The organism is Acinetobacter sp. P1332 (assembly GCF_044057475.1).
GTDB lineage: Bacteria > Pseudomonadota > Gammaproteobacteria > Pseudomonadales > Moraxellaceae > Acinetobacter > Acinetobacter johnsonii.
Genome location: NZ_CP171157.1, coordinates 2499496 through 2514494 on the forward strand (window position 1 = coordinate 2499496; position 14999 = coordinate 2514494).

General features: G+C 39.5%; 15 protein-coding genes. 6 read left to right on the forward strand and 9 right to left on the reverse strand.

Annotated features, from left to right (window positions below):
* Positions 1-272 precede the first annotated feature (272 nt).
* Complete coding sequence (locus ACFN7Z_RS12255) at positions 273-602, forward strand: hypothetical protein (protein WP_058952148.1); 330 nt, start codon at positions 273-275, stop codon at positions 600-602.
* Between the two features lie 43 nt (positions 603-645).
* On the opposite strand, the gene ACFN7Z_RS12260 is transcribed toward ACFN7Z_RS12255, so the two are convergent.
* The 3 genes from ACFN7Z_RS12260 to ACFN7Z_RS12270 all read right to left on the reverse strand — a co-directional run bounded on the left by ACFN7Z_RS12260 (position 646) and on the right by ACFN7Z_RS12270 (position 3396).
* Positions 646-1110: a hypothetical protein gene (locus ACFN7Z_RS12260; RefSeq protein ID WP_004981189.1), complete on the reverse strand. Its 465-nt coding sequence runs from the start codon at positions 1108-1110 to the stop codon at positions 646-648.
* A gap of 149 nt (positions 1111-1259) precedes the next feature.
* The gene (locus ACFN7Z_RS12265; protein ID WP_058952149.1) at positions 1260-2060 is read right to left on the reverse strand and encodes a hypothetical protein; all 801 of its coding nucleotides are present in this window, start codon (positions 2058-2060) and stop codon (positions 1260-1262) included.
* An 82-nt stretch (positions 2061-2142) separates the two neighbouring features.
* Entirely contained in the window at positions 2143-3396 is a 1254-nt protein-coding gene (locus tag ACFN7Z_RS12270; protein WP_081316833.1) for a hypothetical protein, read from the reverse strand.
* 172 nt (positions 3397-3568) lie between these two features.
* Here ACFN7Z_RS12270 and metG point away from each other — a divergent pair, with 172 nt between their 5' ends.
* Positions 3569-5626, forward strand: coding sequence for a methionine--tRNA ligase (gene metG / locus ACFN7Z_RS12275; protein WP_058952150.1), 2058 nt, complete (start codon positions 3569-3571; stop codon positions 5624-5626).
* Positions 5627-5916: 290 nt separating this feature from the next.
* Here metG and ACFN7Z_RS12280 read toward each other — a convergent pair whose 3' ends face one another.
* Complete coding sequence (locus tag ACFN7Z_RS12280) at positions 5917-6846, reverse strand: hypothetical protein (protein ID WP_058952151.1); 930 nt, start codon at positions 6844-6846, stop codon at positions 5917-5919.
* Positions 6847-6944: 98 nt separating this feature from the next.
* On the opposite strand from ACFN7Z_RS12280, the gene ACFN7Z_RS12285 reads away from it, so the two are divergent.
* Positions 6945-7919, forward strand: coding sequence for an MBL fold metallo-hydrolase (locus ACFN7Z_RS12285; protein WP_058952152.1), 975 nt, complete (start codon positions 6945-6947; stop codon positions 7917-7919).
* Positions 7920-8022: 103 nt separating this feature from the next.
* Here ACFN7Z_RS12285 and ACFN7Z_RS12290 read toward each other — a convergent pair whose 3' ends face one another.
* From ACFN7Z_RS12290 to ACFN7Z_RS12305, 4 genes are all read right to left on the reverse strand, one after another.
* Positions 8023-8703: a GNA1162 family protein gene (locus ACFN7Z_RS12290; RefSeq protein WP_058952153.1), complete on the reverse strand. Its 681-nt coding sequence runs from the start codon at positions 8701-8703 to the stop codon at positions 8023-8025.
* Positions 8700-9077 carry a DUF4810 domain-containing protein gene (locus ACFN7Z_RS12295; RefSeq protein ID WP_058952154.1) on the reverse strand — a complete coding sequence of 126 codons (378 nt, stop codon included), beginning with the start codon at positions 9075-9077 and terminating at the stop codon, positions 8700-8702. Before ACFN7Z_RS12295 ends, ACFN7Z_RS12290 begins: the two co-directional genes overlap by 4 nt.
* A 13-nt stretch (positions 9078-9090) precedes the next feature.
* On the reverse strand, positions 9091-9762 hold the full coding sequence (locus tag ACFN7Z_RS12300) for a CsgG/HfaB family protein (RefSeq protein ID WP_058869141.1): 672 nt from the start codon (positions 9760-9762) through the stop codon (positions 9091-9093).
* Between the two features lie 110 nt (positions 9763-9872).
* Positions 9873-10496 (reverse strand): LysE family translocator, encoded by a 624-nt coding sequence (locus ACFN7Z_RS12305; protein WP_005399945.1) that lies wholly within the window; start codon positions 10494-10496, stop codon positions 9873-9875.
* Between the two features lie 443 nt (positions 10497-10939).
* Here ACFN7Z_RS12305 and ACFN7Z_RS12310 point away from each other — a divergent pair, with 443 nt between their 5' ends.
* Entirely contained in the window at positions 10940-12559 is a 1620-nt protein-coding gene (locus ACFN7Z_RS12310) for an oleate hydratase (protein ID WP_058952156.1), read from the forward strand.
* Positions 12560-13030: 471 nt separating this feature from the next.
* A complete protein-coding gene (locus ACFN7Z_RS12315; RefSeq protein ID WP_058952157.1) occupies positions 13031-13486 on the forward strand; it encodes a DIP1984 family protein in 456 nt (151 codons plus the stop codon).
* 207 nt (positions 13487-13693) lie between these two features.
* On the opposite strand, the gene ACFN7Z_RS12320 is transcribed toward ACFN7Z_RS12315, so the two are convergent.
* Entirely contained in the window at positions 13694-13897 is a 204-nt protein-coding gene (locus ACFN7Z_RS12320) for an NF038215 family lipoprotein (protein ID WP_058952158.1), read from the reverse strand.
* Between the two features lie 545 nt (positions 13898-14442).
* On the opposite strand from ACFN7Z_RS12320, the gene ACFN7Z_RS12325 reads away from it, so the two are divergent.
* Positions 14443-14991 carry a TetR/AcrR family transcriptional regulator gene (locus ACFN7Z_RS12325; protein ID WP_058952159.1) on the forward strand — a complete coding sequence of 183 codons (549 nt, stop codon included), beginning with the start codon at positions 14443-14445 and terminating at the stop codon, positions 14989-14991.
* Positions 14992-14999: the final 8 nt, after the last annotated feature.

The following is a 14999-nucleotide window of genomic DNA, read 5'->3' on the forward strand; positions in this document are numbered from 1 at the left end:
ACCACAAAACGAACTTAGGTTAAGTTCAGTATTTATGGATTATGCCATGAAATTTAGTATTCCTAGCTTTTTAGTTGGTTTTATACGCTGAATATCAAAGGGCGAAGCTTAGTCACTTAAGCTAACTGAAAAAATAAAATCGGTGAATTACATCAAATTTGAACGTAAAGAATTGTAAGTACAATCCAATCTCCCTAATTAAGGTGATGTTATTGCATAGCAAAATATCTATATTCTATTGTTCTATCTTGACGCGATTTGGGGAGAAAAAAATGAAACTTTGGGCCGTGGTTGTTTTGGCTTGCACCATATCTAGCTTTAGTTTTGCAGATACATCAACCAATTCATTTAAAACCCCTGCGGGTCAAACGGTGACTATCGGTGATCAAGTTCAAGACATGCAGAAAAAAATCGATTTATCGCCCATTTCTATGTCCTCTACCCCAATCAACAGTGCACCGAATAGCCCACTTGAGACGGTATATGTATATGAAATTGCAAACTATCGTTATACCATCCGCACCGTAAACAATCAAATTCAGAGCATCATGTGGTTTAACTTGGACGCAGACCCTGCACTCAGTACACAGTCTACGCCATAGTCTTAGCGAACATTTAAGTCCGACATTCGCCATCTCGGACGGATTAAGCTTGGTCGTCTTTTTTAAACTTTTGCAGTGTCTCTGTGGCTTTCTTTTTCAACTCGTCAAACTTTTCAGTGGCTTGCACCTTGAATTCTTCCAGTTTAATTTCAGCCTCATGCTTTAACTCTGTGGCTTTAAGTTTTGCCTCATCCAGTTTATGCCCTGCTTCAACTTTAAAATGATCCAATTTTTCCTGCGCAACTTGTTTCGCATGCTCGGCTTTGGCTTGTGCAGACTCCAACTTTTGCTCAAAGGCTGCATCACCTTCGGCTTTACTTTCTGCTGCGTTCTGCTTTAAGTCAGTCAGCTGCTTTTCAGCATCAAGCTTCGCTTCAGTGGCCTGATGCTTAACATCTTCCAGTACTTTCTCGCCTTCGAGTTTTGCCGCTTGCGCTTTCAACTTCAAGTCTTCACCCAACTCAGTCGCTTTGGTTTTTAAATCATCGAGTTTATTGTCATTCGTCATGTCACAGCCCTCTTTCGTATTTAAAATTTTGCTTAACTCAGAGTTATACCTTGCTTTTTAAGTGCTGACGTCATTTGCATCATTTGGAAACAATAGCTGTACAGGATGCAGCAATTTAAACACCATCCTGTACCACTCAACGGAAGAGACTAACGCTTTAAAGTACTGATAAAACTGATGACTGCAAACAGCCAAATAAACAAAATGAAACTGCGGGCTTGAGTGAAATGGGTCACGTCTGCACCATGTACCATATTATGACGGCTGGCCGTGACACTAGAACTCGCATCCATTTTCAATGCTTCAAGGCTCAGAAAATACGGATTGATTTCACTGGCAATTTTAACTTTATGCCATAGGCTTTTGACTTCATGGCCTTTCAAACCCGGTACAATTTTATACACATCGACGAACTTGGTTTGATTTTGCTTTAAATACCCATGTTCAATCAGCGCATCCGTCAAAATTCCTTCAATTTGACCATAAAGAACCGTAATACAACCTGCATAACACTGCTGTTGATACAGTTTTAAGATTTCTTCAATCACGCTGCGGCGCTGAGCTTGGAATGCACCCAAATCCATCGCGTCGTAAGCGTCAAGCAAAGTCGCTTGGAAATAGTCCGTTTGGATTAAATTGGGCAACTGAAACTTAGTCATATCAGCTTCTTTTTCATTGGCCATTTGCCAGAAAAACAACAGATTGAGCACGTCATTGGCCATTGGTTCATCACTTTCATACTCAAGTTGATCCGCCATTACCGCAAAGTACGAATCTTCAGACTCGAGCTGACGGAGCGACTCGACCAATTGTGCATGTGGTCGACTACCCATTGAAGCAAGATATTGTTCAGCTTGTTGTAAAAGACGATTGCCCAATAGTTTGGTCGCTTGTGGATTTTGCGGAATTCGGGTCACGGGTTGGTCGAAATCAAAATCATCATCGATCATGGACGGCATACTCTTAAAAACGGGCTGAATCTAAGTATTATCGCTGTTATTGCAAAATGGATATATAACCATTTCTAATTTTCTATCTTTCTTTTTCCATTTGAGAGATTCTCTGAATAACGTCAGAACCTAATGATCTTGTGTTTTTTTCATTCCCTTTCAGGTTATTTAAATCAACATTAATTCTAATAGCAATTTCTCTTAATATAGGTTTTGCAACAGATTGCAGCACTTGATTTTTGCTTATGTTAATACTTAAGTTTGATAATTGCTGAATCTGATACTCTCCAAAAATCACTTCTTTAATTACTGAAACATTGTCACTAACGATCTCTATCTCATAACCCAACTCATCAGCTCGGTCTAAAATCGCCTGAATATTTCCTGCACCCCATTGATTTGAAATAACAAATTTTCCATCAGTCAAATCTAAAACCTCATCGACTTCAGAAAAATATCTATTCTTATCATTTGTCTGAATCACTTCATCATAACGCTTGTACATTTTTCTCCCCTTTCTTAATTCTTGAGGAAAATCAAACAATAAATCTTCAAGAGATAAAATATTATTATTTTTAATATGTGTTTTAATTAGTTCTAGTACCAGTTTTCTTTTATTTAACTCTAATCCGTTAAATAAGTATTTAGAATAATCCTTACTATTTAGATTTTTCTGTATTTCTCTTCTTTCTTCAGCTTTCTTTTGAGCTCGTATTTGATAATCTTTTGCCTCAGGCAAAGGTAACACTTGCTGGATATCAATCAAAATTTGATCTTGATATTTGTATGGTTTCATTCGAACACAAGTAATATCCAAGTCCCTCTCATTCAACCATATTACGGATGTAGTCAGTTCTTTAGAAAACTCAGCAGAAACTAGAATGATTCGAACATCATTACCAAAATTTGTTTCATTAATCGCATCTAATTCAATAAAATCCTCAATAGTTTCTCTAGCATTTTCTCTTGTAAAGCCTTCCTCTCCATTTTTGTTTCTATAGTCTACCAATACATCCAATGCATGCTCAAAAGTCATGGTAGAAATCATAGAAGCGTAACGAAGGGCCTGTAACTCCATATGATCACCTGTATCGGTGCGTTTTAACTCTATGATCACTAAATTTGCTTGTTTATCAATTGCTAATAAATCAATACGTTTACGTGAAGCATCCCATTCTGCATATTCCTCCGTTAAAACTAAGCAATCCGCTGCAATCACGCTAATATTCTGCTTTAAAGCTTGCTGTAAATGCTGACGCTCTAAAATAGATTCATTGATAAACGTTGTTCCATGTATGGCATTTAATTGACCATTCTCCAATAAGAATATGCTCATATTTACCTTATGCTATTAAATTAAATAAATAAAATTGCAGTTAGACTAACATGTAGAAGTTAAATCATCTCTTGTTTTTATTCTACTTTTTAGGAAGCATCGCTTTGTATTACCTCATTCATCAGGTAAAATCGTTGACCTTATATAAAATACGAATGAGAGAGTCATATCCGTGCGTAATATTTTAGTCACTAACGCCCTACCATACGCCAATGGTCCCATCCATATGGGACACTTACTCGGTTATATCCAAGCAGATATTTGGGTTCGTGCCATGCGTGCAATGGGACACGATGTGACTTATGTATGTGCGGATGATGCTCACGGTACAGCCATCATGCTACGTGCCGAAGCGAATGGTATTTCACCAGAAGATCAAATTGCCAATGTGCAAAAAGAACACATCCGTGATTTTGACGGTTTTGGCGTGCATTTCGATCATTATGATTCAACGCATAGTGATGAAAACCGTGTTCGTGCTTCTGAAATTTATGTGAAAAACCGCGAAGCAGGCAATATTGCCATCCGTCCTGTCAACCAGCTTTTTGACCCTGAAAAAGGCATGTTCTTATCGGATCGTTTCATTAAAGGCACGTGCCCGAAATGCAAGTCGGAAGATCAATATGGTGATGCGTGTGAAGTCTGCGGTACCACTTACAATGCAACCGAACTTTTAAACCCGAAATCGACTTTAAGTGGTGCGACGCCTGTAGAGAAATCTTCAGATCATTACTTCTTTAAACTGCCGAATTTCTCAGAATATTTGCAAAAATGGACGCGTGACCAAGGTCGCTTACCTGTCTCAATTGCCAACAAACTGGATGAATGGTTTGAAGCGGGTCTATCCGACTGGGATATTTCACGTGATGCACCGTATTTCGGTTTTGAAATTCCAGATGCACCAAACAAATATTTCTATGTTTGGGTAGATGCACCCATTGGTTATATGTCGAGTTTTGAAAACTATATCAAAGCTAAACGTCCTGATTTAAGTTTTGACGACTTTTGGAAGAAAGACTCTGACAAAGAAGTCTATCACTTCATTGGTAAAGACATCGTTTACTTCCACGCGCTGTTCTGGCCTGCAATGCTTGAAGGTGCAAACTACCGTACGCCATCAGGTTTATTCGTCAATGGTTTCTTGACTGTAAACGGTCAGAAGATGTCGAAGTCTCGCGGTACATTCATCAAAGCTGAAACCTATTTAGAGCACTTAAACCCTGAATATTTACGTTACTACTTCGCGTCTAAACTGTCTGATAAAGTTGAAGACTCTGATCTGAACTTGGATGATTTCGTTCAGAAAGTAAACTCAGATTTGGTTGGTAAAGTGGTCAACATTGCCAGTCGCTGTGCAAAATTTATCAATACTAAATTTGATAATAAGTTAAGTGCAACTTGTGCAGAGCCTGAATTGGTACAAAGCTTTATTGATGCAGGCGATTTAATTGCGAAAGCCTATGAAGCACGTGAGTTCTCTGCTGCGATTCGTGAAATTATGGCGCTTGCAGATAAAGCCAACCAATATATCGATGAGAAAAAACCTTGGGCTTTAGCAAAAGTTGAGGGCGAAGAACAGCAAGTACATGATGTATGTTCGGTCGGGATTAACCTGTTCCGTCAATTGGCTGTGTACCTTGCGCCTGTACTTCCGACTTTAGCGGCTCAAGTGCAAGAGTTCTTAAAACTAGACCGCTTTGACTTTGCTTCTGCTCAAACGGCATTGGTGGATCATGAAATTGCATTGTTCCAACCGTTAATGCAACGTGTAGACCCGAAAGCAGTTGCTGCAATGGTCGATGCTTCTAAAGACTCTTTAGCGGCTGCGGCTGAACCTGTAAAAGTTGAGAAGAAGAAAGAAAAGAAAGCTTCGACTAAGCCTGAGCCAAAAGTTGGCGAGGCAGAAGTGATCGGCATTGAAGACTTTATGAAAGTTGACCTTCGTGTTGCTGAGGTTTTAGATGCAGCTCACGTTGAAGGCTCGGACAAACTTCTTCAATTGACTTTAAATGTCGGTGAAGCTGAACCGCGTAATGTGTTTAGCGGTATTCGTGAGTTCTACCAACCACAAGACCTTAAAGGTAAATTGGTGGTGATGGTGGCTAACCTTGCACCACGTAAAATGCGTTTTGGTATTTCTAACGGTATGGTTTTAGCTGCGGGCAATGGCGAAGGTGTTTGGGTGATTTCACCTGAGTCTGGCGCTAAAGCTGGCGATAAAGTATCTTAAGGTTTAATCATTAAAAGAAAAGCCTCTACGTTGTAGGGGCTTTTTTATTATTTGCTGTTTCTCCCCCCTCATCCTAGCTTTCTCCCTCAGGGAGAAGGAACTTTCATTAGGGAATAATTTAATTACACGCTCTCTTTTAATAAAAAAGATGAGAAAACCATTATCTAATCAAATGACCAGCGACATGGATGTCGCCCGTTCACTAGGGGGCACATGGATGTGCCCTCTAGTGAACAAAGGGGTTTTGTTACTTTTGCTCATTCAAAGGTAAAGGGAATTAAATAAACAAACTATTCTGCCATTACTTTTTCATATCTATTTCGACAAGCGCTACAGAACTTACTTTGAAAACTAATTTCATCTCCAGTTAAGCTAGACTCACATACATCACAAATCTGTTTTGCCTGATATTGACATGAAAAACAAAAACAACTTTCTATCGAGTAGGCATTCGTCCAACATGATGGACATGTGCAAAATACTTCGTTTAATGAGTCTCCAAACATTGAATCTCTTCTCTGTTGATAGTCAACTTCTTGCTCTATAGCGGAGACAATCAATTCGTGATAATCAGTTTCTTTAAAGCAAGATAAACATCTATATTCAATTTGATGGGAATTAGTATTGTTCTTCAGAGGTTTAATGACATCAAATCCACATTCTGAACAATTAGACTGTTTGATAAGCTCTAAAATCTTAAAGTTATAGTATGTATTTGAATCTAAATCATTAATACACTGGTTCCTTTCAATCTGATACACCCGATCTACTTCTATTAAGATCGACCAAATTTCTTCACCAAAAATTTCTATAGGATCTCGTTGTAAATATTTTCGAACAAAATCATTTATTACATTAAAGCTTACTGCTACTAAGCCTAAAATTATCAAAGGATTTTCATCGCTATATTTATGCTCAATATCATTTCTAATTTTTTGAATTTTTTCTAACTCACCCCATTCTATCAAAACTTGACTTTCATCTAATTTATCCTTGAGCTGCTTAAAGTCTAATGTTTTTTTCCTTCCCTTTTCTTTTGATTTTAAAGGTATATAAATTAAATCTGGGTTAACTGTGTATAGATAATATTTAAAAAGTAACAAAATCCCTGAAAATAGATTTCTTGTACAGGAAATTAATCTTTTCGGATTTTCTTTAATTAACTCATAGTCTTCTATTCCAAGCTGAATTGAGTCAATTGCATTTTGTAGTATCGTCATTCAAAAGTTACCATTTTAATTTTTATAACGTTCATCTAGTCACTATACCAAGCTTATGCTAGAACAAACATATCACTATCAAATCTATAAGAATTCCTATGAAAAAATTGAAATCTAAACTCACCGTTCTAGGCTTATTAGCTACTGCATTTTCATCAACCTTCGCCCTTTCCCCACCTGCCCCAATCCCCCAACAAAAACAAGTCGCTGGCTATTATCAATACCAAGCGGGTGATGTACAAATCACGGCCCTGCTCGATGGCACCAATTTCATGTCGCCTAAACTCTTTCAAAACATTCCAGAAAAAGATGTGCATGAAATATTAAAGAAATACGCTGCCGACCAAGCCAAAGGCGTTCCAACCTCTGTCAATGCCTTCCTTGTGAATACAGGTCATTCTCTGGTTTTAGTGGATAGCGGCGCTGCGAGCTGTTTTGGCGCACATTTGGGTTCAGTGTTAAGCAATTTAAAAGAATCAGGCTATCAACCAGAGCAAGTCGATACCATCTTACTGACGCATCTACACCCAGACCATGTGTGTGGTATTAGCCAAAATGACGTGGCAAACTTTCCAAATGCAACAGTTTATGTTTCGAGCGATGAAGCGAACTATTGGCTAAACCCGAAACAGGTCGAAAAGCTCCCGAAAGAAAAACAAGCGGGCTACTTAGGAACTGTTGAAAAAATTAAACAAGCCATTGCGCCCTATCAAGCCAAACAACGCTTCAAAACGTATCAATTGGGCGATCAGGTTCAGGGCTTTAAAGTGATTAATACCGCGGGGCATACACCCGGACATTTTAGCTATGAGTTAAAAACCAAAGATGAAACGGTGGTATTTATTGGTGACATTGTGCACTCTCATACTGTGCAATTCGACAAGCCAGAAACCGCTATTGATTATGACATCGACCCGAAAAAAGCAGTGCAAACCCGCTTAAAGCAATTTGCTGAATATGCAAAAGGCGGGCAAACCATTGCAGCACCACACTTGCCATTCCCTGCTATTGGACATATCTATTCAGCAGATGGGAAAAGCTATCAATGGATTCCTGTGCATTTTAAGGATTAATTTATACGAAAATCGTCTCTTTTTTTGCTGAGAGTTAAAAGGCTCTTCATCCAAATAGAAGCTTGTTAAATCATAAAAATCCCCTCATTTGAGGGGATTTTTTTTACTGCTGTGGACTTATCGAGTTTTGTACAAAATGCGGAGAGCGAGGTCCATATAGCAACCCTTTTTGCTGCATCAACTGTGGAGCATACAACTGCGTACTCACACTGTTAGACAGTACATAGGCTTTGTCCGATAAGTGATTGGAAATTTGGTCAATCAAAGCACCCACTAACATTCCGACCAGACCTGCGTTGCTATTATTATTGGCTTGTTGGATTTTTTCCTGACCTTCCCATAATAATGTTCCGGTTTTTAAATCAACCAATTTCGCCTCTACCGCAACGGTCGAAACGGATTGAATCACCTGATACTTAGAACCATATTCTTTAACTTTGACATACAGTGCGGCATCCGCTCCAAAAATGTCATTGAGTTTCTGAATTGGAATTTGCTGCGCATCATAGCCATTGGTTACGCCGTTTTCTTTAAATAGCGTATCGACCACAGAAATGGGGAACACGTAATAGCCCGCTTCTGCTACAGGTAAAGTCACGGTAGACCAATACCCATAAGTTGCCCGTGTATCGGGTGTCTCATTCACAGGTGGCAACACCAAAATGGATTTTGGCATATTGGCATGATAAGCAGATAGGTCAAGATTGCTTTTTGGTGTCGTAGCACAACCTGTGAAGAGTGTCACAGCAAGGCCAAGTACGCATAATTTTTTGAAATGTTTCACTTCACACTCCCTGCCGCAGACTGGGCTGTCATTTTTTTCAAAAGACGATCCATTAATACTGCCGACTCTGGGTAGGTTTGACGTTCAAGTTCAAAATACTGAACAGCACGTGGCCCGTTATTGATATTCAAATTCAACAAACCCAAATGTGCATACAATCCCGGAGGCACTGCTGCATTTTTAGCTTTGGCTTTTTCAATATCTTTTTCAAGTTTGCCAATCTGTTCTTGTGGAGAAGTCTTTTCTGGCAGACTCAACATCAAATAGGTTTGCTGCGGGTATTCGCCCCAGCTATATAACGATTTTGGCGCTGAAACACAGCCCACCAAAGTCATGGTGCAGATTGCACCTAAAACCAATACGATTTTTTTCATTGATTCAAACCAGTTACTGCGCAGACCACTTATTGGTTTGAATATCCAACACCAAATTATTAACCGCTTCGCGTACAGCCAAATCTAAAACTTTGCCGTTTAAAGTTGAGTCATAAGAAGCGGTAGAACCAAAACCTAAGATTTCACGTTCACTGAGTGCATACTCGCCTGCGCCTTGCACAGAGTGAACAATTTCTGCTGTTTTGACATCTACAATGTTTAAGTTCACTTTGGCATAAGCAATTTGGGTTTTACCACGCCCCAATATGCCAAATAGCTGGTGATCACCAACTTCTTTACGGCCAAATTCAGACACGTCGCCCGTTAATACATAACGTGCGCCTTTGATGGCTTGAGAGGATTTAGTAAAGCCTGCTTCTTGTTGTAATTCAGCAAGGTTGTCACGGTTTAGGACAGAGAAATAGCCCGATTGCTGTAAATGCGTTTCTAAAATGGTTTTCGCCTGACCACCTAAACGATCAACATTGTCTGAGAAAATGCCACGCATGTAGCTTGAGCGGTTGTCAAATTTCCCTACAGAAACAGGCGTTTTAGTGCCAGCGTATTTAACGGTCGCCACTGCCGCTGTTACTTGCGGTGATTGAATTGTTTTTGACGTTTCTGTTGTTGAACATGCAGATAATGCTAAGCCACTCAAAACGGCCAAAAATATAGATTTATTCAAAATTTATCCCTCAAATCTTTAATTTAAAAATCATTAAAAAATCAATGGGATTATAACCATTTAGCTTTTCGTTACCTATACAAAATCCAGTTTTGTTGTTGTAAACCTTATCACTTCATGCCAAAAATAAGTTTCAAACCCAACACCGTCATTACGGCCCCTGCTGCGCGGTCAAATACGGCTTTAAACTTCAAATACACACGGCGCGGCTTTTCAGCAGACAATGCCACTGCAACCAACGAACACCAACCCGCATCAATAAAGAAACACAGGATAGGTAGTACAAAATAGTAATAGGTTGGGATTTCTTTGGGTAAAAGTGCAGTAAAAATACTGGCTAAAACAATCGCAATTTTAGGGTTGGAGAGCTGAGTAATTAAACCAGTCATAAAGGCACGGCGTAAAGTCATTGCTTTTGAGCTGGAATGATCTGCCTCAATCGGCTCTTTGGCATGTTTAATAATTTTAAACGCGAGCCAAAGCAAATAGATCCCACCACAAATTTTTAAGGCCAAATACGCTGACGGCACTGCCAACAAAAAGGCTTGTAAACCAAGTACAGCCAACAGACCAAAAACAGCTGCGCCTGTTCCAGTTCCCAATGCGGTAAAGAGTCCATGCTTTCGAGAAATCGCAATCGAATTTTTTGCTACATAAATCGACGTCGGTCCAGGGCTCATTGCGCCTAACATTAATGCAAAGGCAATCGAGCCCAAAATCCAAAATGATTCCAAGAGTGACCTCTAAATTGAGAGAATTTATCAGCTGCGATTTTACGCTAAACAAAGTTTTTACGATATTCACTTTATCAGTTATTTTTCACATTTATATCGTGATCAAGCCACAGCGTGTACGTCCATTATATTTTTTAATGATAAATAAAAAGCCTATTTTTAAGGAAATTTGGCATAGGCCATAGTGAAAACAACAATAGAGCAATTACTCAACAATAAACTTCAACATCAGTTATTTAGATCATATTCAATTTTAATAAAAAGACAAATGTGTATTAAAAATAGCCATCATATGCTGATTTTTGATTACAAAATATAATGGGGGATTGCTTCCCTTTTCATACATTTTTCATATATAAAAAGACTTACTATTTATAAGGTTTTATTTCTCTAAACCACATTTTTAACTTCATAATTTTTAACATCAGAATTAAAGGTGAACCATGCAAAATAAGAAGCGCACCCCATTAGACACGCAACAGTCCCATCTTTGGATCATTGGTGGTGGTATTGCAGGTATGGCTGCTGCTGCATTTGCGATCCGTGATGCCAAAGTCCCTGCCAAAAATATCCATATTTTAGAAGAACTCGATATTTCAGGTGGCTCGATGGATGGCGGACATACACCGCATGCCGCGCAAGCTTGGGTAACACGTGGTGGGCGAATGCTGACCGATGAAACTTATTTATGCCTATGGGACTTATTTTCCAGTATTCCATCATTAGAAGATCCAAACGTTTCAGTCCGTGAAGAATGTCGTGAGTTTAATGAACAAGTGAAAACCCACGCCAATGCACGTTTAATTGATGCCGAACATGTCATTGCGGATGCAGCAAAGCTTGGTCTGAATAAACTACATCGTGCACAGATGCTGCGGCTATTGGCTTCAAAAGAAGAAAAAATTGGCAGCCGCCGCATTGATGAGTTTTTTGATGAGGCCTTTTTTGAAACCAATTTCTGGCGCATGTGGCGCACCACTTTCGCTTTTCAAAAATGGCACAGTGCAGCAGAGTTAAGACGCTATTTCTTGCGTTTTATTCAAGAATTGCCACGCATTCATACCTTAGCGGGTGTGAAACGTACTAAGTACAACCAATATGATTCAATGATCCTTCCCTTACAGCGTTGGTTAATCGCACAAGGGGTCGATGTGCGTTTTGGACACTATGTCACAGATGCGGACTTCATTACCAATACTGAAACTCAAGAGCGCCATGCCTCGCATCTATACGTACAATTGCCTGAAGGCTCAGAGCAAATTAATCTGAAAGCCAATGATTTAGCCATTTTCACTTTAGGTTCCATTACTGCGGACTCACGTTATGGCGGTAATCATGAAGTGCCTACCCTCATTCGTCATCGAGAAGATCATGGCTGGACGCTTTGGGAAACACTGGCACAAAAAGCCCCAGACTTTGGCCGTCCAATGACTTTTTATGGCAATGTCGATGAACATAAGTGGGAATCTTTCACCCTGACCATGAAAGATGACGTGCTGCTTAAACGCATTATTGACTATACGGGGAATGAACCAGGCACCGGCGCACTGATGACTTGGTATGAGTCGGGTTGGCATTTATCCATTGTGGTCCCTGCGCAGCCACACTTTGCCGACTTACCTGAAGGCCTGTATACCTTATGGGGCTACGGTTTCCAAATTGATCATATGGGCGATTACATCAAGAAACCAATGTCCGAAGCCACAGGGCAAGAAATCCTAACAGAACTGATTAAACAGCTCGGTTTTGACGACATTTTAGATCATGTTTTGGCAACCACCAATGTAACCACTGCCATGATGCCATATGCCTCTGCCCTATTCGCCTGCCGTAAGCCGGGGGATCGTCCACAGGTAATTCCACAAGGCTCACAAAACTTTGCTTTCCTCGGACAGTTTGTGGAAATTGAAGATGACGTGGTCTTTACTGTGGAATATTCAGTTCGTGGTGCGATGCTTGCCATTTATGAATTCTTTGGGGTGGAACGTGAAATCCCTGAAATTTACAACGGTCTGCTTGATCCGAAAGTTGGTTTGAAAGCTTTGGAAACCGTGTTCCACTAAGCTTTTAATAATAGTGATAAGAGCACCTTTATGTCGCTACTATTACATAGTTTAATTTAAGCAACGTTTGGATACGCGAGTGTGGCAGGGATGCCACACGTTATCCATCATAACAGGGATGTTATGTATGGGTAACAAAGGCTTTTGCTTACTTTTGGCCTATCAAAAGTAAGGTTATTGCCTACGCAAACACCTTTTGTACTTTATTGAAATGTTGAGGCCGTGTACGCACCTAATTTTAAATTGGATAAAAAGAAAAATTAGATAAAACTTTATACCTCATTAGTAAATAAATTGACTAATCAACATAGGAAAAACACCTCCACGTTTTAAATAAAATACCGAAACTGACTAAGTGCTTTTCTATCGTTTTCTCATGATTTTAGATTTCATAAAAATTACAAAACTCACTTGAAGCTTTGACTGTACAGATGCAGCATAAGACTCATCTAAAACTTTAAAAACAAATCTATGAAACTAGCAGAAGCACTTTTATTGCGTAGTGATTTACAAACCAAACTCACCTCTTTACAACAACGCATCAACAATAATGTGCTAATCCAAGAAGGCGATGAACTGAGTGAAGACCCCAATGCGCTGATGGGTGAGGCTTTTAGTGTAAATACAGAGTTACATCATCTGATTGAAAGAATTCATGCGACCAATGCTCAAGCTAAAACCAGCACGGGTCAATCCATGCTCAGTGTTTTAAACACACGTGATTTACTCACACAACAGCATCGTATAATTCAACAGGCCATCGATAGTTCACGACGTGAAAATGGTCGTTATAGTTCGAGTGAAATTCGCTGGGTTAAAACCATTACGGTTGCAGACTTGCAAAAACAAGCCGATGCAATTAGCCAGCAACTCAGGCAAAACAACTTAGAGATTCAAGCTTCAAATTGGCAAATAGAACTGGTCTAGCCAAGTTGAGCAACAACAGTTTGGGCATATTGGGCGAGTACAAGGCCTTTTATACGTTTGTAAGGCTTTAATTCAACAAACGTTTGCAGGAAGTAAGACGTCTACTTCACATTTTCACAAATCTGGCGTAGCACAATGCATCTTTTATACTGCACATCGCACCTTGCACCACCATGTACTGACAATATGCCTCCCTATTTTTACCTATTAGTAGGCATCAGCCTGTGGAGGCTTTTTCTGATTAAAAGCCATATCTTGTGATGGAAGTTTATAGTCACGATCATGCACAGGAACACCACCAATAATCATGGTACGAGCCTCAGTTCTAGGCTGATTCAAATCCTTTTTTGCATCACACGCGGTCAGTTGAGTGAGCAATAAAACCAATACTAGGGTAGATAAGGTTTTCATCATAGCCCCTCATTTATCATTATTGTGCTTTCAGCATAGCACTTTTATTTTTCCAATCCTATCGACTTTGTTACAACTCTTATCCATCTACATGAGGGTTCTCTGTGAATTTTCTTTATAAAATAAATATCAATCATTCATAAATAAAACAATAACATGAATGATTTAAGTTAACCAAAATTCGATCTAAATATTTATTCGACATATTTAAAAAACTATCTTGGCGGAGTCTTATCTTGTTTTATTCAATTTCTTCATCAGCCTGCGGCTCGCCCTACTTTTGTTTAGGCAAAAGTAGGCAAAACCATTGTCATCTGCAAAACCTGTTCATTTCTTGGATTCATTAAAATATAGCGAATAAAACATTATCTTATTTACACCATGCAGGTTGCAGATGACGTTTTCGAGTAGAATATTTCTTATCGAAATTAGATTAAATTAGAAAAACGCAAAGTAATTTACAAAATTTTACAGGATTCAATATTTACAACGGACACTTTTGTCCGTTAAATAATAGCACTTCCAAATTAAATGAAATAATCACCATGACCAGTCGTCAACAGCGTGCAGCACAAAACCGTGAAGAACTGCTCGAAGCTGCGGTTCAGGTTTTTCGTACACACGGGATCAATGCCCCCTTACAACTGGTAATTGATGCCGCCAATGTCGGGCGGGCGACGTTTTATCGTAATTTTGATGACCGTCGTGCCTTGGTGATTGCACTCATGGAACAAGCATTGGAACGTCTCGCAGTTCGTGCAGAAGCGTTTTCTCAATATGACGATGGTTTTATCCGTTTAATTGAAAACCATGTTTATAACTTGCCCTATTTAACCGCACTGATGGAGTATTGGCGGGTGATTGATCGTGATGATCCCGTCATGGTCGATATCTACGCGCGCCGCGATGCGATTTTACAGCCTTTGATTGATCAAGCCATTCGACACGGCGTATGCCGCCCCGATTTGACCACCCAAGATTACGCCATGATTACGGCCATTTTAAGGACTTCATTTCAAGGGTTGACCGATATAGAGCAACAACAACTTGCACAACGTGCAATTGAACTCTTACTCAACGGTATTCGGGCATAAAGGTCACC

Excerpts from the sequence above, each read along its gene's own strand:
- ACFN7Z_RS12255 (WP_058952148.1), top strand. The coding sequence starts at position 273 with ATGAAACTTTGGGCCGTGGTTGTTTTGGCTTGCACCATATCTAGCTTT.
- ACFN7Z_RS12285 (WP_058952152.1), top strand. The coding sequence starts at position 6,945 with ATGAAAAAATTGAAATCTAAACTCACCGTTCTAGGCTTATTAGCTACT.
- ACFN7Z_RS12295 (WP_058952154.1), bottom strand. The coding sequence starts at position 9,077 with ATGAAAAAAATCGTATTGGTTTTAGGTGCAATCTGCACCATGACTTTG.
- ACFN7Z_RS12265 (WP_058952149.1), bottom strand. The coding sequence starts at position 2,060 with ATGATCGATGATGATTTTGATTTCGACCAACCCGTGACCCGAATTCCG.
- ACFN7Z_RS12270 (WP_081316833.1), bottom strand. The coding sequence starts at position 3,396 with ATGAGCATATTCTTATTGGAGAATGGTCAATTAAATGCCATACATGGA.
- ACFN7Z_RS12315 (WP_058952157.1), top strand. The coding sequence starts at position 13,031 with ATGAAACTAGCAGAAGCACTTTTATTGCGTAGTGATTTACAAACCAAA.
- ACFN7Z_RS12320 (WP_058952158.1), bottom strand. The coding sequence starts at position 13,897 with ATGAAAACCTTATCTACCCTAGTATTGGTTTTATTGCTCACTCAACTG.
- ACFN7Z_RS12310 (WP_058952156.1), top strand. The coding sequence starts at position 10,940 with ATGCAAAATAAGAAGCGCACCCCATTAGACACGCAACAGTCCCATCTT.
- ACFN7Z_RS12260 (WP_004981189.1), bottom strand. The coding sequence starts at position 1,110 with ATGACGAATGACAATAAACTCGATGATTTAAAAACCAAAGCGACTGAG.
- ACFN7Z_RS12280 (WP_058952151.1), bottom strand. The coding sequence starts at position 6,846 with ATGACGATACTACAAAATGCAATTGACTCAATTCAGCTTGGAATAGAA.
- ACFN7Z_RS12325 (WP_058952159.1), top strand. The coding sequence starts at position 14,443 with ATGACCAGTCGTCAACAGCGTGCAGCACAAAACCGTGAAGAACTGCTC.